This window comes from Streptomyces sp. NPDC091376 (assembly GCF_044757085.1).
GTDB classification, from domain to species: domain Bacteria; phylum Actinomycetota; class Actinomycetes; order Streptomycetales; family Streptomycetaceae; genus Streptomyces; species Streptomyces pratisoli.
On the sequence record NZ_JBIVUF010000016.1, the window covers coordinates 116,935 to 137,639 of the forward strand.

General features: G+C 68.9%; 10 protein-coding genes. 7 read left to right on the forward strand and 3 right to left on the reverse strand.

Annotated elements, in window-relative coordinates; translation table 11 throughout:
• The first annotated feature begins 60 nt into the window (after positions 1–60).
• The 7 genes from rplL to tuf all read left to right on the forward strand — a co-directional run bounded on the left by rplL (position 61) and on the right by tuf (position 13,502).
• Entirely contained in the window at positions 61–444 is a 384-nt protein-coding gene (rplL, locus tag ACIQMR_RS29425; protein ID WP_072485559.1) for a 50S ribosomal protein L7/L12, read from the forward strand.
• A gap of 584 nt (positions 445–1,028) precedes the next feature.
• Positions 1,029–4,514 (forward strand): DNA-directed RNA polymerase subunit beta, encoded by a 3,486-nt coding sequence (gene rpoB / locus ACIQMR_RS29430; protein ID WP_358667896.1) that lies wholly within the window; start codon positions 1,029–1,031, stop codon positions 4,512–4,514.
• A gap of 91 nt (positions 4,515–4,605) precedes the next feature.
• Positions 4,606–8,505, forward strand: coding sequence for a DNA-directed RNA polymerase subunit beta' (locus ACIQMR_RS29435; RefSeq protein ID WP_358667898.1), 3,900 nt, complete (start codon positions 4,606–4,608; stop codon positions 8,503–8,505).
• A gap of 640 nt (positions 8,506–9,145) precedes the next feature.
• Positions 9,146–9,517: a 30S ribosomal protein S12 gene (gene rpsL / locus ACIQMR_RS29440; RefSeq protein ID WP_003948652.1), complete on the forward strand. Its 372-nt coding sequence runs from the start codon at positions 9,146–9,148 to the stop codon at positions 9,515–9,517.
• A 2-nt stretch (positions 9,518–9,519) separates the two neighbouring features.
• Entirely contained in the window at positions 9,520–9,990 is a 471-nt protein-coding gene (gene rpsG / locus ACIQMR_RS29445; RefSeq protein WP_006347241.1) for a 30S ribosomal protein S7, read from the forward strand.
• A gap of 39 nt (positions 9,991–10,029) precedes the next feature.
• Complete coding sequence (gene fusA, locus ACIQMR_RS29450) at positions 10,030–12,156, forward strand: elongation factor G (RefSeq protein WP_358667899.1); 2,127 nt, start codon at positions 10,030–10,032, stop codon at positions 12,154–12,156.
• A 152-nt stretch (positions 12,157–12,308) separates the two neighbouring features.
• A complete protein-coding gene (gene tuf, locus ACIQMR_RS29455; RefSeq protein WP_401393526.1) occupies positions 12,309–13,502 on the forward strand; it encodes an elongation factor Tu in 1,194 nt (397 codons plus the stop codon).
• 127 nt (positions 13,503–13,629) lie between these two features.
• Here tuf and ACIQMR_RS29460 read toward each other — a convergent pair whose 3' ends face one another.
• The 3 genes from ACIQMR_RS29460 to ACIQMR_RS29470 form a co-directional block, all read right to left on the reverse strand.
• Positions 13,630–15,567: a PIG-L family deacetylase gene (locus tag ACIQMR_RS29460; RefSeq protein ID WP_401393529.1), complete on the reverse strand. Its 1,938-nt coding sequence runs from the start codon at positions 15,565–15,567 to the stop codon at positions 13,630–13,632.
• A 396-nt stretch (positions 15,568–15,963) separates the two neighbouring features.
• Positions 15,964–19,047, reverse strand: a complete 3,084-nt coding sequence (locus ACIQMR_RS29465; RefSeq protein WP_401393532.1) for an RNA repair domain-containing protein — start codon at positions 19,045–19,047, stop codon at positions 15,964–15,966.
• Positions 19,048–20,703, reverse strand: coding sequence for an RNA ligase family protein (locus tag ACIQMR_RS29470; protein WP_401393535.1), 1,656 nt, complete (start codon positions 20,701–20,703; stop codon positions 19,048–19,050).
• Positions 20,704–20,705: the final 2 nt, after the last annotated feature.

Here is a 20,705-nt window from a genome sequence, read left to right on the forward strand (position 1 = left end):
ACGTACGCCCGCCTCACATGTACATCCGGCACCAGCCGAATTAGTGGAAGGACCGCCACCATGGCGAAGCTCAGCCAGGACGACCTGCTCGCGCAGTTCGAAGAGATGACCCTCATCGAGCTCTCCGAGTTCGTGAAGGCCTTCGAGGAGAAGTTCGACGTCACCGCCGCCGCCGCGGTCGCCGTTGCCGGCCCCGCCGGCCCGGGCGCCGTTGCCGAGGCCGTCGAGGAGCAGGACGAGTTCGACGTCATCCTCACCGGCGCCGGCGAGAAGAAGATCCAGGTCATCAAGGTCGTGCGTGAGCTGACCTCCCTGGGCCTGAAGGAGGCCAAGGACCTCGTCGACGGCACCCCGAAGCCGGTCCTCGAGAAGGTCGCCAAGGAGGCCGCGGAGAAGGCTGCCGAGTCCCTCAAGGCCGCCGGCGCGTCCGTCGAGGTCAAGTAAGTACCTGCACGCGCCCACGGGCGCGTGGTGTCGCGAGCGGGAGCCTTCCGGCTGCCGCGGTGTAACGCGCACACACTGAAGGGCGATCACCCATCCGGGTGGTCGCCCTTCGGCGTTCCGTGTACACCCGTGCGGTCGTCTTGCACTGTCCGCTGCGGAGAGTAAGGTGATCTTCGCCGTGCGCCAGGTGACGATCTCCACGGAGTGGGGGGCCTTGACGAACCGCACGCAGCGCGCAATTCTCAGGACGCGTCGTCACAACGGTCCAAGTTCGAGGCATGGATCGACGACCGAACGGGCAGTATCGGTGTGCGCCTCCCGGCGCACGGCATACCGCGGAGTTGAGAACAACGAGGGTCTCGGTAAACCCGCCCTGGACATCAGTGGGCCAAGTGGCTACACTGACCCTTTGCGCTGCCTGTTAGCTGCCCCCTGCCCGTCACCAGGGGCATCCCCTCGCATGAGCATCGTTGACCGAATAGCCCTGACCTGGCCTTTTACGTCGGATCGGGAACGTCTGTCTCTGTGCCCGGCTTGGGACCGGTACGCGCGTAGTGAGTCCGAGCCCTCGGAAGGACCCCCTCTTGGCCGCCTCGCGCAACGCCTCGACCGCGAATACGAACAACGGCGCAAGCACCGCCCCGCTGCGCATCTCCTTTGCAAAGATCAAGGAGCCCCTCGAGGTTCCGAACCTCCTCGCGCTGCAGACCGAGAGCTTTGACTGGCTGCTCGGCAATGCCGCGTGGAAGGCTCGTGTCGAGGTGGCTCTGGAGTCCGGACAGGACGTCCCCACCAAGTCCGGTCTGGAGGAGATCTTCGAGGAGATCTCTCCGATCGAGGACTTCTCCGGGTCGATGTCGCTGACCTTCCGCGACCACCGCTTCGAGCCTCCGAAGAACTCGATCGACGAGTGCAAGGAGCGCGACTTCACGTACGCCGCCCCGCTCTTCGTCACGGCCGAGTTCACCAACAACGAGACCGGCGAGATCAAGTCCCAGACGGTCTTCATGGGCGACTTCCCGCTCATGACCAACAAGGGCACCTTCGTCATCAACGGCACCGAGCGTGTCGTCGTGTCGCAGCTGGTCCGCTCGCCGGGTGTCTACTTCGACTCCTCCATCGACAAGACGTCCGACAAGGACATCTTCTCCGCCAAGATCATCCCGTCCCGGGGTGCCTGGCTGGAGATGGAGATCGACAAGCGCGACATGGTCGGTGTCCGCATCGACCGCAAGCGCAAGCAGTCCGTCACCGTCCTCCTGAAGGCGCTCGGCTGGACCACCGAGCAGATCCTCGAGGAGTTCGGCGAGTACGAGTCGATGCGCGCCACCCTGGAGAAGGACCACACCCAGGGCCAGGACGACGCGCTGCTCGACATCTACCGCAAGCTGCGCCCGGGTGAGCCCCCGACGCGCGAGGCCGCGCAGACCCTTCTTGAGAACCTGTACTTCAACCCCAAGCGTTACGACCTCGCCAAGGTCGGCCGCTACAAGGTCAACAAGAAGCTCGGCGCGGACGAGCCGCTGGACGCCGGCGTGCTCACCACCGACGACGTCATCGCGACCATCAAGTACCTGGTCAAGCTGCACGCCGGCGAGGTCGAGACGGTCGGTGAGAACGGCACGCAGATCGTCGTCGAGACCGACGACATCGACCACTTCGGCAACCGTCGTCTGCGTAACGTCGGCGAGCTCATCCAGAACCAGGTCCGTACGGGTCTCGCCCGTATGGAGCGCGTCGTGCGCGAGCGCATGACCACCCAGGACGTCGAGGCGATCACGCCGCAGACCCTGATCAACATCCGGCCGGTCGTCGCCTCCATCAAGGAGTTCTTCGGCACCAGCCAGCTGTCCCAGTTCATGGACCAGAACAACCCGCTCTCGGGCCTGACCCACAAGCGCCGTCTGTCGGCGCTGGGCCCCGGCGGTCTGTCCCGTGAGCGGGCGGGCTTCGAGGTCCGAGACGTGCACCCGTCCCACTACGGACGCATGTGCCCGATCGAGACCCCCGAAGGCCCGAACATCGGTCTGATCGGTTCGCTCGCCTCGTACGGCCGCGTCAACGCGTTCGGCTTCGTCGAGACGCCGTACCGCAAGGTCGTCGACGGCCAGGTCACCGACGAGGTGGACTACCTGACCGCCGACGAGGAGGACCGCTACGTCATCGCGCAGGCCAACGCCGCGCTGGGCGAGGACCTGCGCTTCTCCGAGTCCCGCGTGCTCGTCCGCCGTCGTGGCGGCGAGGTCGACTACGTGCCGCCGTCGGACGTGGACTACATGGACGTCTCGCCGCGCCAGATGGTGTCGGTCGCGACGGCCATGATCCCGTTCCTCGAGCACGACGACGCCAACCGTGCCCTCATGGGCGCGAACATGATGCGCCAGGCCGTTCCGCTCATCAAGGCGGAGGCCCCGCTCGTCGGCACCGGCATGGAGTACCGCTGTGCCACCGACGCCGGCGACGTCATCAAGGCGGAGAAGGACGGTGTCATCCAGGAGGTCTCGGCCGACTACGTCACCGTCACCAACGACGACGGCACGTACACCACGTACCGCATCGCCAAGTTCTCCCGCTCCAACCAGGGCACCTCGGTCAACCAGAAGGTCGTCGTCGCCGAGGGCGACCGCGTCATCGAGGGCCAGGTCCTCGCCGACGGCCCCGCCACCGAGAACGGTGAGATGGCGCTCGGCAAGAACCTGCTCGTGGCGTTCATGCCGTGGGAGGGTCACAACTACGAGGACGCGATCATCCTGTCGCAGCGCCTCGTCCAGGACGACGTCCTCTCCTCGATCCACATCGAGGAGCACGAGGTCGACGCCCGTGACACCAAGCTCGGCCCCGAGGAGATCACCCGGGACATCCCGAACGTCTCCGAGGAGGTCCTCGCCGACCTCGACGAGCGCGGCATCATCCGTATCGGTGCCGAGGTCGTCGCCGGCGACATCCTGGTCGGCAAGGTCACCCCGAAGGGCGAGACCGAGCTGACCCCGGAGGAGCGCCTGCTCCGTGCGATCTTCGGCGAGAAGGCCCGTGAGGTCCGTGACACCTCGCTGAAGGTGCCGCACGGCGAGACCGGCAAGGTCATCGGCGTCCGCGTCTTCGACCGCGAGGAGGGCGACGAGCTTCCCCCCGGTGTGAACCAGCTGGTGCGCGTGTACGTCGCGCAGAAGCGCAAGATCACCGACGGTGACAAGCTCGCCGGCCGTCACGGCAACAAGGGCGTCATCTCCAAGATCCTGCCGATCGAGGACATGCCGTTCCTGGAGGACGGCACCCCGGTCGACATCATCCTCAACCCGCTGGGTGTCCCGTCCCGAATGAACCCGGGACAGGTCCTGGAGATCCACCTCGGCTGGCTCGCCAGCCGTGGCTGGGACGTCTCCGGCCTCGCGGACGAGTGGGCGCAGCGCCTGCAGGCCATCGGCGCCGACCAGGTCGAGCCGGGCACCAACGTCGCGACCCCGGTCTTCGACGGTGCGCGCGAGGACGAGCTGGCCGGTCTGCTGCAGCACACCATCCCGAACCGGGACGGCGAGCGCATGGTGCTCCCGACCGGCAAGGCCCGGCTGTTCGACGGCCGCTCCGGTGAGCCGTTCCCGGACCCGATCTCGGTCGGGTACATGTACATCCTCAAGCTCCACCACCTGGTCGACGACAAGCTGCACGCCCGGTCGACCGGTCCGTACTCGATGATCACCCAGCAGCCGCTGGGTGGTAAGGCTCAGTTCGGTGGCCAGCGCTTCGGAGAGATGGAGGTGTGGGCGCTTGAGGCATATGGCGCCGCGTACGCCCTCCAGGAGCTGCTGACCATCAAGTCCGACGACGTCACCGGTCGCGTGAAGGTCTACGAGGCCATCGTCAAGGGCGAGAACATCCCCGAGCCTGGCATCCCCGAGTCCTTCAAGGTGCTCATCAAGGAGATGCAGTCCCTGTGCCTCAACGTGGAGGTGCTGTCCTCGGACGGCATGTCCATCGAGATGCGCGACACCGACGAGGACGTCTTCCGCGCCGCGGAGGAGCTCGGTATCGACCTGTCCCGGCGCGAGCCGAGCAGCGTCGAAGAGGTCTGACGGGTCTGGCCGGGGCTCCCACCAAGAGCCCCGGCCGTCCCCGGACCCGTTCAGACCATTGAGACACGACCCTGAGAGGGATTGACGCATAGTGCTCGACGTCAACTTCTTCGACGAGCTCCGGATCGGCCTGGCCACCGCTGACGACATTCGTCAGTGGTCTCACGGCGAGGTCAAGAAGCCCGAGACCATCAACTACCGCACGCTCAAGCCCGAAAAGGACGGACTCTTCTGCGAGAAGATCTTCGGTCCGACCCGGGACTGGGAGTGCTACTGCGGCAAGTACAAGCGTGTCCGCTTCAAGGGCATCATCTGTGAGCGGTGTGGCGTCGAGGTCACCCGCGCCAAGGTGCGCCGTGAGCGGATGGGCCACATCGAGCTGGCCGCTCCCGTCACCCACATCTGGTACTTCAAGGGCGTTCCGTCGCGGCTGGGCTACCTGCTCGACCTCGCCCCGAAGGACCTGGAGAAGGTCATCTACTTCGCGGCGTACATGATCACGTACGTCGACGACGAGCGCCGCACCCGCGACCTGCCCTCGCTGGAGGCTCACGTCTCCGTCGAGCGCCAGCAGATCGAGAACCGCCGCGACGCCGACCTGGAGGCCCGCGCCAAGAAGCTCGAGGCCGACCTGGCCGAGCTGGAGGCCGAGGGCGCCAAGGCCGACGTGCGCCGCAAGGTGCGCGAGGGTGCCGAGCGTGAGATGAAGCAGCTGCGCGACCGTGCGCAGCGCGAGATCGACCGTCTCGACGAGGTGTGGAACCGCTTCAAGAACCTCAAGGTCCAGGACCTGGAGGGCGACGAGCTGCTCTACCGCGAGCTGCGTGACCGCTTCGGCACGTACTTCGACGGATCGATGGGTGCCGCGGCGCTGCAGAAGCGCCTGGAGTCCTTCGACCTGGAGGAGGAGGCCGAGCGTCTCCGCGAGATCATCCGTACCGGCAAGGGCCAGAAGAAGACCCGTGCGCTCAAGCGCCTCAAGGTCGTCTCCGCCTTCCTGCAGACCAGCAACAGCCCCAAGGGCATGGTGCTGGACTGCGTCCCGGTGATCCCGCCGGACCTTCGTCCGATGGTGCAGCTGGACGGTGGCCGCTTCGCGACCTCCGACCTGAACGACCTGTACCGCCGCGTCATCAACCGCAACAACCGCCTGAAGCGGCTTCTCGACCTCGGTGCGCCCGAGATCATCGTGAACAACGAGAAGCGCATGCTCCAGGAGGCCGTTGACGCGCTGTTCGACAACGGCCGCCGCGGTCGTCCGGTCACCGGTCCCGGTAACCGCCCGCTGAAGTCCCTCAGCGACATGCTGAAGGGCAAGCAGGGTCGCTTCCGTCAGAACCTCCTCGGTAAGCGAGTCGACTACTCGGCGCGTTCCGTCATCGTCGTCGGCCCGCAGCTGAAGCTGCACCAGTGCGGTCTGCCCAAGGCCATGGCGCTGGAGCTCTTCAAGCCGTTCGTGATGAAGCGTCTGGTCGACCTGAACCACGCGCAGAACATCAAGAGCGCGAAGCGCATGGTCGAGCGTGGCCGCACCGTCGTGTACGACGTCCTCGAAGAGGTCATCGCCGAGCACCCGGTGCTGCTGAACCGTGCGCCCACGCTGCACCGTCTCGGCATCCAGGCCTTCGAGCCGCAGCTGGTCGAGGGCAAGGCCATCCAGATCCACCCGCTCGTCTGCACCGCGTTCAACGCGGACTTCGACGGTGACCAGATGGCCGTGCACCTGCCGCTGTCCGCGGAGGCGCAGGCCGAGGCCCGCATCCTGATGCTGTCCTCGAACAACATCCTCAAGCCGGCCGACGGCCGGCCGGTGACCATGCCGACCCAGGACATGGTGCTGGGCCTCTTCTTCCTCACCACGGACGAGGAGGAGCGCGAGGTGCGCGGCGAGGGCCGTGCGTTCAACTCCACCGCCGAGGCGATCATGGCGTTCGACGCCCGGGAGCTCTCGCTCCAGGCGAAGATCGACATCCGCTTCCCGATCGGCACCGTCCCGCCGCGTGGCTGGACCCCGCCGGTCGCGGAGGAGGGCGAGCCGGAGTGGCAGCAGGGTGACTCGTTCCGTCTGCGGACGACCCTGGGCCGTGCGCTCTTCAACGAGCTGCTGCCCGAGGACTACCCGTTCGTCGACTACTCGGTGGGCAAGAAGCAGCTCTCCGAGATCGTCAACGACCTCGCCGAGCGCTACCCGAAGGTCATCGTGGCGGCGACGCTCGACAACCTGAAGGCGTCCGGCTTCTACTGGGCGACCCGTTCCGGTGTCACCGTGGCCATCTCCGACGTCGTCGTTCCCGAGGCGAAGAAGGCGATCGTCGCGGGTTACGAGGCGCAGGACGAGAAGGTCCAGAAGCAGTACGAGCGCGGTCTGATCACCAAGGACGAGCGCACGCAGGAGCTCATCGCGATCTGGACCAAGGCGACCAACGAGGTTGCCGAGGCCATGAACGAGAACTTCCCGAAGACCAACCCGATCTTCATGATGGTCAACTCGGGTGCTCGCGGAAACATGATGCAGATGCGTCAGATCGCGGGTATGCGTGGTCTGGTGTCGAACGCCAAGAACGAGACGATCCCGCGTCCGATCAAGGCGTCCTTCCGCGAGGGCCTGTCCGTGCTGGAGTACTTCATCTCCACGCACGGTGCCCGTAAGGGTCTCGCCGACACCGCCCTGCGTACGGCCGACTCGGGTTACCTGACCCGTCGTCTGGTCGACGTCTCGCAGGACGTCATCATCCGCGAGGAGGACTGTGGCACCGACCGCGGTCTGAAGCTGCGGATCGCCGAGCGCGGCGCCGACGGTGTCCTGCGCAAGGCGGAGGACGTCGAGACGTCCGTGTACGCGCGGATGCTCGCCGAGGACGTCGTCGTGGACGGCAAGGTCATCGCGCCGGCCAACGTCGACCTCGGTGACGTGCTCATCGACGCGCTCGTGGGCGCGGGTGTCGAGGAGGTCAAGACCCGCTCGGTCCTGACCTGTGAGTCCGCGGTCGGTACGTGCGCGTACTGCTACGGCCGTTCGCTCGCCACCGGCAAGCTGGTCGACATCGGTGAGGCGGTCGGCATCATCGCCGCCCAGTCCATCGGTGAGCCCGGTACCCAGCTGACGATGCGTACCTTCCACACCGGTGGTGTGGCCGGTGACGACATCACCCAGGGTCTGCCGCGTGTCGTCGAGCTCTTCGAGGCCCGTACCCCGAAGGGTGTCGCCCCGATCTCCGAGGCCGCCGGCCGCGTGCGGATCGAGGAGACCGAGAAGACCAAGAAGATCATCGTCACCCCGGACGACGGCAGTGACGAGACGGCGTTCCCGATCTCGAAGCGTGCCAAGGTCCTGGTGCGCGAGGGCGACCACGTCGAGGTGGGCCAGAAGCTCACCTTCGGTGCGACCAACCCGCACGACGTGCTGCGCATCCTCGGCCAGCGGGCCGTTCAGGTCCACCTGGTCGGCGAGGTCCAGAAGGTCTACAACTCGCAGGGTGTGTCGATCCACGACAAGCACATCGAGATCATCATCCGGCAGATGCTGCGCCGGGTGACGATCATCGAGTCCGGCGACGCGGAGCTGCTGCCGGGCGAGCTCGTGGAGCGCTCGAAGTTCGAGACCGAGAACCGTCGTGTGGTCACCGAGGGCGGTCACCCCGCCTCCGGCCGTCCGCAGCTGATGGGTATCACCAAGGCCTCGCTCGCCACCGAGTCGTGGCTGTCGGCGGCGTCCTTCCAGGAGACGACCCGGGTTCTGACCGACGCGGCGATCAACGCCAAGTCGGACTCCCTGATCGGCCTCAAGGAGAACGTCATCATCGGTAAGCTCATCCCGGCCGGTACGGGTCTGTCCCGCTACCGCAACATCCGGGTGGAGCCGACCGAGGAGGCCAAGGCCGCGATGTACTCGGCCGTCGGCTACGACGACATCGACTACTCGCCGTTCGGCACGGGCTCCGGCCAGGCCGTTCCGCTGGAGGACTACGACTACGGTCCGTACAACCAGTAAGGCGAATGTCTGAAGAAGGGCGGTCACCCCGTGGGTGGCCGCCCTTCGGCAATTCCGGGAATTACCCGGAAAGGCGAATTGTGTTCTTTGCCGACCTTGCCGAGTGAGGGCTTCGTAGCCGTCTCACCTGCTGGGTCTGCCGTTCAAGGACTGATGGACGCTCGCCGGGGTCCGGTTCCGTGTATGCACCAGTGACCCCCTGGTGGGCAGGGGAGGGGAATGCGCGAATTCGGCCGGAGTGCCGCCGCTTCGATGTGCGGGAAAAGGCCGCGCCGGCCCTTTGCGCATATCCCGGGAGAACGAGCCCGGCGGGCCCTGGGCCGCCCCGGCACGGAGATCGCCGAGCGCGACGGGGGCTCCGCGCCTACCATGCCCTTGTCAGGCCGAGTGGGTGGCGACGCCGGTCCTGCGGCAGTTGTTTTGACCGAAGTGGATGCGCTAGGTACGCTCAGACCTTGTGCCTGGGGTGTGCCTGGGCTCCTGTGCGTGTCCTCAGCCGCACAGCGAGCCGAGACCGGCCACCGTAATCTGCGCCTTTTCCGCCTTCGGCGGGAGTCTGCAGCATTCGACACACCCGACCGCGTGGGTCGGCGACGTTCCAGGTTAGCTTTACTGACGGCACACAGAAACCGGAGAAGTAGTGCCTACGATCCAGCAGCTGGTCCGTAAGGGCCGGCAGGACAAGGTCGAGAAGAACAAGACGCCCGCACTCGAGGGTTCCCCTCAGCGTCGCGGCGTCTGCACGCGTGTGTTCACGACCACCCCGAAGAAGCCGAACTCGGCCCTCCGTAAGGTCGCGCGTGTGCGTCTGACCTCGGGCATCGAGGTCACGGCCTACATCCCGGGTGAGGGACACAACCTGCAGGAGCACTCCATCGTGCTCGTGCGTGGTGGCCGTGTGAAGGACCTGCCGGGTGTTCGCTACAAGATCATCCGCGGTTCCCTTGACACCCAGGGTGTCAAGAACCGCAAGCAGGCCCGCAGCCGCTACGGCGCCAAGAAGGAGAAGTAAGAATGCCTCGTAAGGGCCCCGCCCCGAAGCGCCCGGTCATCATCGACCCGGTTTACGGTTCTCCTCTGGTGACCTCGCTCATCAACAAGATCCTGCTCAACGGCAAGCGTTCCACCGCTGAGCGCATCGTCTACGGCGCCATGGAAGGCCTCCGCGAGAAGACCGGCGCTGACCCGGTCATCACGCTGAAGCGCGCTCTCGAGAACGTCAAGCCGTCTCTCGAGGTCAAGTCCCGCCGTGTCGGTGGCGCCACCTACCAGGTGCCGATCGAGGTCAAGCCCGGTCGCGCCTCCACCCTCGCGCTCCGCTGGGTCGTGGGTTACTCCCGCGCCCGTCGCGAGAAGACCATGACCGAGCGCCTCATGAACGAGCTGCTGGACGCCTCGAACGGCCTCGGCGCTTCGGTCAAGAAGCGTGAGGACACGCACAAGATGGCCGAGTCCAACAAGGCCTTCGCGCACTACCGCTGGTAGTCGCTACCCACATCGAGAACCGAGAGAAGACTGAGCCTTATGGCCACCACTTCGCTTGACCTGGCCAAGGTCCGCAACATCGGGATCATGGCCCACATCGACGCGGGCAAGACGACGACCACCGAGCGCATCCTGTTCTACACCGGTGTTTCGTACAAGATCGGTGAGGTCCACGACGGCGCTGCCACGATGGACTGGATGGAGCAGGAGCAGGAGCGCGGCATCACGATCACGTCCGCCGCGACGACCTGCCACTGGCCGCTCGAGGACGTCGACCACACCATCAACATCATCGACACCCCGGGTCACGTCGACTTCACCGTTGAGGTGGAGCGCTCCCTTCGTGTGCTCGACGGTGCCGTGACGGTGTTCGACGGCGTGGCCGGCGTCGAGCCGCAGTCCGAGACTGTGTGGCGTCAGGCGGACCGCTACGGCGTTCCGCGTATCTGCTTCGTCAACAAGCTCGACCGCACCGGTGCCGAGTTCCACCGCTGTGTGGACATGATCAGCGACCGCCTCGGCGCGCAGCCGATCGTCATGCAGCTCCCGATCGGTGCCGAGGCCGACTTCAAGGGCGTCATCGACCTGGTCCGCATGAAGGCCCTGGTCTGGTCCGCCGAGGCGGCCAAGGGCGAGATGTACGACATCGTCGACATCCCGGCCACCCACACCGAGGCTGCCGAGGAGTACCGCGGCAAGCTCATCGAGGCCGTGGCCGAGAACGACGAAGAGATCATGGAGCTGTACCTGGAGGGCCAGGAGCCTTCCGAGGAGCAGCTGTACGCCGCGATCCGTCGTATCACCATCGCCTCCGGCAAGGGCAAGGGCACCACGGTCACCCCGGTGTTCTGTGGCACCGCGTTCAAGAACAAGGGCGTCCAGCCCCTGCTCGACGCGGTCGTGCGCTACCTCCCGTCGCCCGTCGACATCGAGGCCATCGAGGGCCACGACGTCAAGGACGCGGACCTGGTCGTGAAGCGCAGGCCGTCCGACGAGGAGCCGCTGTCGGCGCTGGCGTTCAAGATCATGAGCGACCCGCACCTCGGCAAGCTCACCTTCGTGCGCATCTATTCCGGCCGTCTGGAGTCCGGCACCGCGGTGCTGAACTCCGTGAAGGGCCGCAAGGAGCGCATCGGCAAGATCTACCGCATGCACGCGAACAAGCGTGAGGAGATCGAGTCGGTGGGCGCCGGTGACATCGTCGCCGTCATGGGCCTGAAGCAGACCACCACCGGTGAGACGCTCGCGGACGAGAAGAACCCGGTCATCCTGGAGTCCATGGACTTCCCGGCGCCGGTCATCGAGGTCGCGATCGAGCCCAAGTCCAAGGGTGACCAGGAGAAGCTGGGTGTCGCCATCCAGCGTCTCGCGGAGGAGGACCCCTCCTTCCAGGTGCACACCAACGAGGAGACCGGCCAGACCGTCATCGGCGGTATGGGCGAGCTTCACCTCGAGGTGCTCGTCGACCGTATGAAGCGTGAGTTCAAGGTCGAGGCCAACGTCGGCAAGCCGCAGGTCGCGTACCGCGAGACGATCCGTAAGGCCGTCGAGCGTCACGACTACACCCACAAGAAGCAGACCGGTGGTACCGGTCAGTTCGCCAAGGTGCAGATCGCGATCGAGCCCATCGAGGGCGGCGACGCCGCGTACGAGTTCGTGAACAAGGTCACCGGTGGCCGTATCCCGAAGGAATACATTCCTTCCGTGGACGCCGGCTGCCAGGAGGCGATGTCGTTCGGCATCCTCGCCGGCTACGAGATGACGGGCGTCCGCGTCATTCTTCTCGACGGTGGCTACCACGAGGTCGACTCCTCCGAGCTCGCGTTCAAGATCGCCGGATCGCAGGCCTTCAAGGAGGCCGCGCGCAAGGCGTCCCCCGTGCTCCTCGAGCCGATGATGGCCGTTGAGGTCACCACGCCCGAGGACTACATGGGCGACGTCATCGGTGACATCAACTCCCGCCGTGGCCAGATCCAGGCCATGGAGGAGCGTGCCGGTGCCCGTGTCGTCAAGGGCCTGGTGCCGCTGTCGGAGATGTTCGGCTACGTCGGCGACCTCCGCAGCAAGACCTCGGGTCGCGCAAGCTACTCGATGCAGTTCGACTCCTACGCCGAGGTTCCCCGGAACGTCGCCGAGGAGATCATCGCGAAGGCCAAGGGCGAGTAACTCACCCGAGTACACGCTTTAGGCTTGACGCCGTGACGTCGGGGCGTACCTCGCGAACCCGTGAGGCTCGCCCCGGCGGCCGGCAATACCAGCAAAGATCACCTGGCGCCGATGAGTAAGGCGTACCAGAACCACTCCACAGGAGGACCCCAGTGGCGAAGGCGAAGTTCGAGCGGACTAAGCCGCACGTCAACATCGGCACCATCGGTCACATCGACCACGGTAAGACGACCCTCACGGCCGCCATTACCAAGGTGCTGCACGACGCGTACCCGGACCTGAACGAGGCCTCGGCCTTCGACCAGATCGACAAGGCTCCTGAGGAGCGCCAGCGCGGTATCACCATCTCCATCGCGCACGTCGAGTACCAGACCGAGTCGCGTCACTACGCCCACGTCGACTGCCCCGGTCACGCGGACTACATCAAGAACATGATCACCGGTGCCGCCCAGATGGACGGCGCCATCCTCGTGGTCGCCGCCACCGACGGCCCGATGCCGCAGACCAAGGAGCACGTGCTCCTGGCCCGCCAGGTCGGCGTTCCGTACATCGTCGTCGCCCTGAACAAGGCCGACATGGTGGACGACGAGGAGATCCTGGAGCTCGTCGAGCTCGAGGTGCGTGAGCTCCTCTCCGAGTACGAGTTCCCGGGCGACGACCTGCCGGTCGTCAAGGTCTCGGCGCTCAAGGCGCTCGAGGGCGACAAGGAGTGGGGCCAGTCGGTCCTGAACCTGATGGCCGCCGTCGACGAGGCGATCCCGCAGCCCGAGCGTGACGTCGACAAGCCGTTCCTGATGCCGATCGAGGACGTCTTCACGATCACCGGTCGTGGCACCGTCGTCACCGGTCGTATCGAGCGTGGCATCCTGAAGGTCAACGAGACCGTCGACATCGTCGGTATCAAGCAGGAGAAGACCACCACCACGGTCACCGGCATCGAGATGTTCCGCAAGCTGCTCGACGAGGGCCAGGCCGGTGAGAACGTCGGTCTGCTCCTCCGTGGCATCAAGCGCGAGGACGTCGAGCGCGGCCAGGTCATCATCAAGCCCGGTTCGGTCACGCCGCACACCGAGTTCGAGGCCCAGGCCTACATCCTGTCGAAGGACGAGGGTGGCCGTCACACCCCGTTCTTCAACAACTACCGCCCGCAGTTCTACTTCCGTACCACGGACGTGACCGGCGTCGTGACCCTCCCCGAGGGCACCGAAATGGTCATGCCGGGCGACAACACCTCCATGACCGTCTCGCTGATCCAGCCGGTCGCCATGGAGGAGGGCCTGAAGTTCGCCATCCGTGAGGGTGGCCGGACCGTCGGCGCCGGCCAGGTCACCAAGATCACCAAGTAAGTTCCTTGGTCGTCTGACCTGGTAGCTCCGCAACGAGCTGCACGCGAGAGGCCCCGCACCGGAAGGTGCGGGGCCTCTTCGCGTTGCGGACGCGGCCGCGCGGGTGCCGACCGCGCCCGAAGGGCCGTCAGCCCGCCGTACCGGCCTGCGGGCTCCAGATCCACGGGTGCGCGTCCGCGCCCATGCCGATCGCCGTGGCGCCGGAGCGGCCCATGAACAGGGCGGGGGAGCCCAGCGGCTCCGTTCCCTGGGCTCGCGTCACCACCCGTCCGTCGACGCGGAGTTGGACGCGCCCGCCGAGGTCCTTGCCGAGCAGCGCGGGCCCGTCGGGGGCCGCGGCCGCGCGGAGCGGGCCGTAGCCGTCGAAGCGTTCCTTGCGGGGGCGAGCCGGGGCGCCGCCCGCGCGGACGGCGATCACGCCCGCCGCCGTCGGCTTGCGGTAGTAGAGCTCGATGCCGCCGTCGTCGGTCGCAAGTGCGGCGAGCGGTCCGCCGGGGGCGGGGAGCCCGCTGCCGGCGTCCGGCTTGAAGGCGACGTCCTCGCCGAGGACGTCCTGCGCCCAGTGGTGCACGGTGTCCCGGCCGGCGCCGAAGACATGGACCCGGCCCGCGCCGTCGACCACCGTCGAGAGACCGTCCTGGATCTCGTCGCCGCCGAGGTTCCGCCAGCGGTCCCAGCGGCCGTCCGTGTTCCGTACACGCGTGCTGATGCCCTTGTCCGCGTTGCGTACGAAGAGATGGACCCGGCCGTCGGGCGCGGTCACCGCGACCGGTACGCCGATGCGGCGGCCCCGGTCGTCGTCGCGCTCCGGGTTGCCGAGCCCGTACCAGGCGAGGAAACCGCCCCCCGGCGCGCGCTGTTCCAGCAGCACCACCTCGCGGCGGTTCGGCCCGCCGTGGCCGCCGATCGCGGCGAACCGCAGCCCGAAGACCAGCTGCCGTCCGTCCTTGAGAGCCGCAGAGCCGAGCGCCGGGGCCAGCGGGCCGCCGCCCAGGTCCTGCGGGTCGCCCCACTCGCCGCTGCCCGGCTCGGTCTCCCGCCAGCGCACGGCACGCAGCCCCAGTACCCCGTACGCGGCGAGCCGTCCGTCGGGCTGGGCGGCGACGACGGGCCGGTCGCCCGGGTAGCGGTGGTGGGTGGAGCGGACCCAGCCCTTCTTGTTCGTCAGCGGACGGACGCCACCCACGTTGTAGTCACCGCAGCCGGAAGGGTTGCCGCACTCCCAGGACGGGTCGCCGCCGTACGGGACCAGGTGGGCGGCCTTCTCCTGCAGCACCCCGGCCGGGAGGTTCTTGGGCCAGTGACGGTTGTAGTAGCCGCGGAACGCGGTCGCGACGAAGCCGGGCACCCGCCCGCCGTCCTCGGTCGCCTCCGCCACCCAGCGCACCATCGCGGCCCAGCTGAACGAGGCGACGGCGGTGTGGTCGGCGTGGTCCGAGTAGCCGCGCTGCTCGCTGTCCTTCTTCCGGGTCGCCTCGTCGCTGTGCTGGATGTCCGGATCGGGGTCCAGGGTCTGGATCACGGTCGGCCGGTACTGCTCCATGAGCCCGACGAGGACGTCGACGAGTTCGTCGTAGTCGTACGGGACGGTCCTGCGCAGAGGGGAGTCCTTGGCGACGACGGTGTGCAGTCCGAGCGCCCGGTCCCGCCACAGGCTGGGTATCGCCATGTAGCGGCGGGTCGTGTGCATCGGGAGGTTGAGGAAGATCAGCTCGACCCGGCGGTGGCCGTTGGTGAGCGTGTTGATCTCGGCCTGGTGGTCCCGGCGGAGGGTGGCGACGCCCTTCGTCCAGTCGGTGAACCGGTCCAGCCCGAGGAGCGTCGCGTAGGCCTGACGCAGGCCCTGGTGGCGGGCCGACGAGTAGGCGTCCTTGTCGGCGGGGACGTCCCAGTTCCCCGGTATGTGGTTCTTCCCGTCGTGCTCCCCGGCGGTGACGTACACGCAGACCAGCGGTATGCCCGCGTCGAGCATCCGCTGGGTGTCCGGGTTCATGAAGTACAGGTCGTCGTCCGGGTGGGCGAGGATCTGCATCAGCTGCGCGCGGCGTGAGCTGGCTATCGGCATGCCGGGCGCAGGGTCGGCGGTGGGCGTGGTGCGCCGGGGCGGCGCCGGTACGGAGCAGGCGCCCAGGGCGGTGGCTCCGGCGGCCGCGGCGAGGGTGGCGACGACGGTGCGGCGGGGGACGGCGCGGCGGCGGGGTCTGTGGCGCGGCTGGTCGCGTCGGTCCGGTCGGTCCGGTCGGTTCAGTGGGCTCGGTCTGTTCGACCGTTCCGGCCGGTCCGTTCGGTCCGGTCCGTCGCCGGGCATGGGCATGCTGCGCGCAGCGCTGTCGTTCACGTGTGGTGCTCCGTCCGCTTCCCCCCGCAGCGGTCGGGCGTGGCCCCCGGCTGCGTACTGTGCTCTCCCCAGGTCGCGGACGGCGGGCCGGTCGCAGCCGCCTTCCGCGATCAGCTAGACGGATTATCGATGTACAGGGTTGCCCGCGATGTCGTGTGCCGTTGGCGACCCGGCGGGGGCGGACGGAACGCCGAGGGTCGGTACGTCCCCGCACTCCGCCCAGGTGAGCGTCGTGCCCGGCAGCCCGCGCAGCCAGCGTTCGGCGATCTCCGCGAGCCGTGCCCGGTCCGGGGGAGCGGCCCCGAGGCCGATCGCGTAACGGGCCTCGCCTCGGCCGGACGTGAACGGGCGGGGCCAGGCATGGGCGTCCGGCGCGCCCGCGTCCTCCAGCGCGGTGAGCAGTGCCCGTACGCGTCCACGGACACGGCGCTCGTCGGGCCCCTCGGGGACGGTGAGGACGGCCCAGGCGGCATGGCGCCGGTGCAGGGGCGGTGGGGAGAGGAGCTCGGACCAGGGGAGGGGACGGGGGCCGGAACCGGCCCCGGCGGTCGCGTCGAGGAGCTCCCAGGCGCGGAACAACTCCCGGGCCAGCAGGTCACGGCCGCCAGGGCCGACCTGGGCGGTGCAGGAGCGCACGGGTTCCGTGGGGGTCAGGAGAGAGGGCTCGCCCCAGTCCGCCATGGACCAGGTGGCGAAGAACCGCCGCAGCAGCTCGGCTTGGGGCAGGCCGGCTTCGGGCAGGCCGGCTTCGGGCGGGCCGGCTTCGGGCGGGCCGTCGAGGGCGGGGGCGTCGCCGGGCTCTTCATGACCGGGCCGATGATCGCGGTACTGATCACCGCGGTACTGATCATCGCGATGCGCCTCGCCGACCGTACGGGCGGCCATCAGCGCCCAGGCCAGGCCCGGCAGGCCGCCGAACGGAGCCGCGTCCAGGCCGTGGGTCCTCGCCCATGCCTTGACCTGCCGGGCGAGACGGACGAACGCGTCCCGGCGGAGACCCGCCAGGGCGAGGACCGCGGCCGCGTCGGTGACCGCGCTGAGTGCGATCGCCGCGGGTTCGCCCAGTTCGGCCCGGCGGGCCACCGCCTCGTCCGGGGCCATGGCGCCGGTCGGCACGAGGACGAGGTCGACGGCGAGCGTGCCGACGCGGAACCGCAGGCCCGGGACCCGGGCCCCGATCACCTCGCGTACGTCCCGGGCCTCGGGCAGGGCTGCCGTGATCCGGTCCCGTACCTCCGCAGGACCGGCCGTACCGGGCAGCGCGGCGACCAGGTCGAGGTCCGCGCCGGGCAGCTCACAGCCCATGCGCCGTGAGCCGACGACGTGCACGACACCGTCGGCCATCGCCTCGGCGATGCGCTGCGTGGTCCTGCGCGCGAGTTCATCGCCGCGCGGGTCCCCGGCGGCGGCCGCAGGTGCGCCGGGGTCGCTCTTTCCCGGACCTTCCGACTCGTCCGACTGGTCCGGCTCCTGCGGCTCCTCTGGCTCGTGCGGCTCTTCGAGCGACCAGCGGACCTCGCCCGTGCCCAGGGCGATCCGCGCCCGGACCCGCATCGGTTCGTCGCCCCGCCGGGACAGCAGGACCAGGTCACCGACGCGCGCGGTCGTGCCGCCGAGCAGAGCCTCGCAGTGGGCCGTGAGTTCGTGCGGGTCGCGCGTCCTGCCCAGGGAGAGATGAGGAGTGAAGCCCTCGCCACGGCCCCCGCAACGGGGGAAGCGTTCCTCCAGCGCCTGGCGCAGCTCCGCCCAGGGCGCCGCGTCGGCGGCAGCGGGATCGAGCCAGACGGTGGCGTCGTCCCGGTGCCCGAAGCTGTGCACCCCTTCGAGCCGTGCCGTGAACGGCGCCACCCCGGCCACCGCCGCCGAGAGCAGCGGGGCCGCCCGCTCGAAGTCGCACTCCGGTACGAAGCCGAAGAGCACGTTGACATGCGGCGGCCAGCGGTGGATCTGCCGGTCGTGCTCGCGGCGGATGTGCTGGATGCGCGGCCACAGCTCCTGCGGCGGGAGCCAGGCGACGGCGGTCCGGGGCGTGGCGCGTACGGCGAGCACCTCGGCGGCCGGCTCACCCTCCGTGCCGGCGACGCTCAGGTCCGCCGCGACGCCGTAGTGGTCGGAGACGTACAGCCCGTCCGGTGCCGGGCTGTCGCCGAGCAGCGTCGCCGCGTCCACCCGCAGCCCCGCCGCCCGCAGCAGCACCCGGTCCAGCCGGGACGCCCGGCCGCTGAGCGACGACACCGCGGCCAGCGGATTGCGACCGGGGTCGAAGGTCGGGGTGCGGTCGCCGAGCCCATGGACCTCGGTCCACGCGTCACTCATCCCGAGCGTCGTCTCCGGTACGTCCCCGCCGTCGTTGAAGTCGCCCAGCAGCAGGACATTGCCCTGGACGCTCGCCAGCCCCTCGGCGAGCGCGACCAGCTCGGCGTCACGCCGTGCCGCGCCGTTCGCGGAGTGGTCGCTGCTCAGATGGGTCGCGGCGACCGTGACCTGGCCCCAGACCGTCTCCACCACCACCGCCGTGACGGCTTTGTGCGGGCCGAGTACGTGCATGCCCGCCTCGCTCACCGGGAGCCGGCTGAGCAGCAGCAGGCCGCGGTCGCCGACGTCCGCCCCGGCCGGGTCGGTGCCGAGCGTGTAGGCCTCGCGCACCCACGGCGCGTCCAGCAGCATCGTGAGCAGTTCGGGCTCGACCTCCTGCAGCGCGATGACGTCGGCGTCGGCGTCGCGCAGCGCGGCCAGCAGCAGTGGCCTGCGCCGGGCGGTGTCGATGAGGTCGCTGTCGTACCGGTCCCACAGGGTGTTCCAGGTCAGTACGCGCAGAGCGGTGGCCGGAGCGCGGCCCGGATCAGGCCCCCGACCTTCGACTGGTCCCCCGAGTGGACCGTCCGCCGCGGTCCAGCCGCGCGCCGCGTCCCAGGCGTGCGGCGTGCGCCCCGTGAAGAACGGGGACGGCAGCCGCCGCGGGTCCCGTACCCGCCCGGCCTCCGTCGCGTCGATCCGGTCCACGCCCGCCGACCGGTCCCAGACCATCTCGCCGTCCGCCTCGAAGAAGACGACCCGGTGCCACGGGATCTCGCCCGCGGGGTCGAAGTCGTCCAGCGGCATCCGCTTGGGCGCGGCGGAACGCTGGTGGATACCCATCACGAAGCGTGCCGGGTCGAAGCGCGGATCCCAGCGGACCCGGTGGTAGATCTCCTCGCTCGTGCGCACCTACGCCTCCTCCTCGACGGTGCCGTCCGCGCCGATGTACCAGGTGCGGTGCGCCTGGCCGGGGTACGGCGGCACGTACCGGCGCAGCTGCGCGGTGAGGACGTCCGGCGGCACGGGGTGCGTCCGCCGTTCGTTGCGCCGCACCAGCTCGTCCTCGTCGACCAGGACCACCGCGTGCGTGGTCAGGGCGTCGCGGCGGCGGGCGACCGCGTGCACCAGCGAACGCTGGTGCGGGTTGAGGGATGTGGCGTCCCATACCACCGTCCCACCCGAGGCCAGTGCGGCGTCGAGCCGCTCCAGGCCGAGGCGGAGGACGGCTGCGTTGGCCCGCTGGTCCGTGCGTGCGCCGCGGGCCTCGCGCAGGTCGTCGAGGGACACGTACGTATGGACGCCGGGCAGCGCGCGGGCGAAGGTGCTCTTGCCGCTGCCGGACGGCCCGACCATGTGGATCAGCTTCGGGAAGCCGCCCGACCGCCATCGCCAGGTCGCGGCGACGGCCTCGTCGGCGGTCCGGATCCGCCCCTGGGCGTACGCCTCGCGCGCCTCGGCCAGGCACCGTTCCGCGGCGTCGGGGGCGAGCCCGTCGAACGTCTCCCGGAGCGAGCCGAGCGGCCCGGCCTCCTCGGCGTGCAGTGCGGACCAGTCCACCTGGTCCCGGGCCGCGGCGTCCGGCGCGAGAGCCGCGGCGACGGCGTGCAGCACGTCCAGGTCGACGGCGTACGACATGCGCAGGAGGCCCGCTCTGCGGTCCTCGTCGGGATACGGGCGGTGCAGCCCGGTGTGCAGGCCGACCAGGTCCGCGACGCGACGTGCGAGAGGCAGACCGAGCGGGCGGGCGAGCCGCCCGGCGAGCGTCGAGCGCCGGCCTGTGTGCAGCAGCCCGGCCAGGACACCGGCGAGCCGCGCGTCCCCGGTCCGCTCCAGCCGTCCGGCCACATCGGCGGCGGCCGCGGCGTCGCCGTCGGGCACCCCGACCGCGTCCAGCAGCCCGGCCGCGTCCGGCGCGGCCCCCGACCGCACCGCCCAGAGCGCGGCGGCGGGCCCCAGCCCGTTCTCCACGACGGCGGAATGCATCCAGTGCGTGTCGGTCACCACGTGCCCGGGCCGCACCCACTTCGCGACGCGCTGCCCGAACTCGCCTGCCGGGAAGCCGTCGACGGTCCGTACGACGTATCCCTCCCGGCGTTCGGTGTCCGGCTTGAGGGCGCGCAGGGCCCGCTCGTCGAACACCCCGCGCCACAGCACGGCCGGCACGGGTATGCCGAGCCGCCGCAGGAACTCCACGCTCCGGTCCCACTGCAGGCACCGGCCGTCGCCGTCCCAGACCGAGAAGCCGTAGAACCAGCTCTCCAGATCGTCGTACGCGAGCGAATGCCGCGCGTACATGCTCTCCCCGCACACCCGCCACCCGGCCGGAATCCCCTGCCCGATCCGCCCCTGGAGCCCTTTCACCCAAGCCCGCGAGGGATGGTGCGCCGAGTCCAGCGACCGCGCGTGCAGCCCGTCGGCGTACAGCGTCGTGTTCTCCCCGTCGAGCTTCTCGGTGACGACGACCTCCCGGCCACGCAGGCCGGACAGGTCGGTGACCCGGAGATCGTCGGCGGTCGCTCCGGGTGACCAGGGCAGATGCCGGGTCCTCGGATAGTGCGTACGCATGG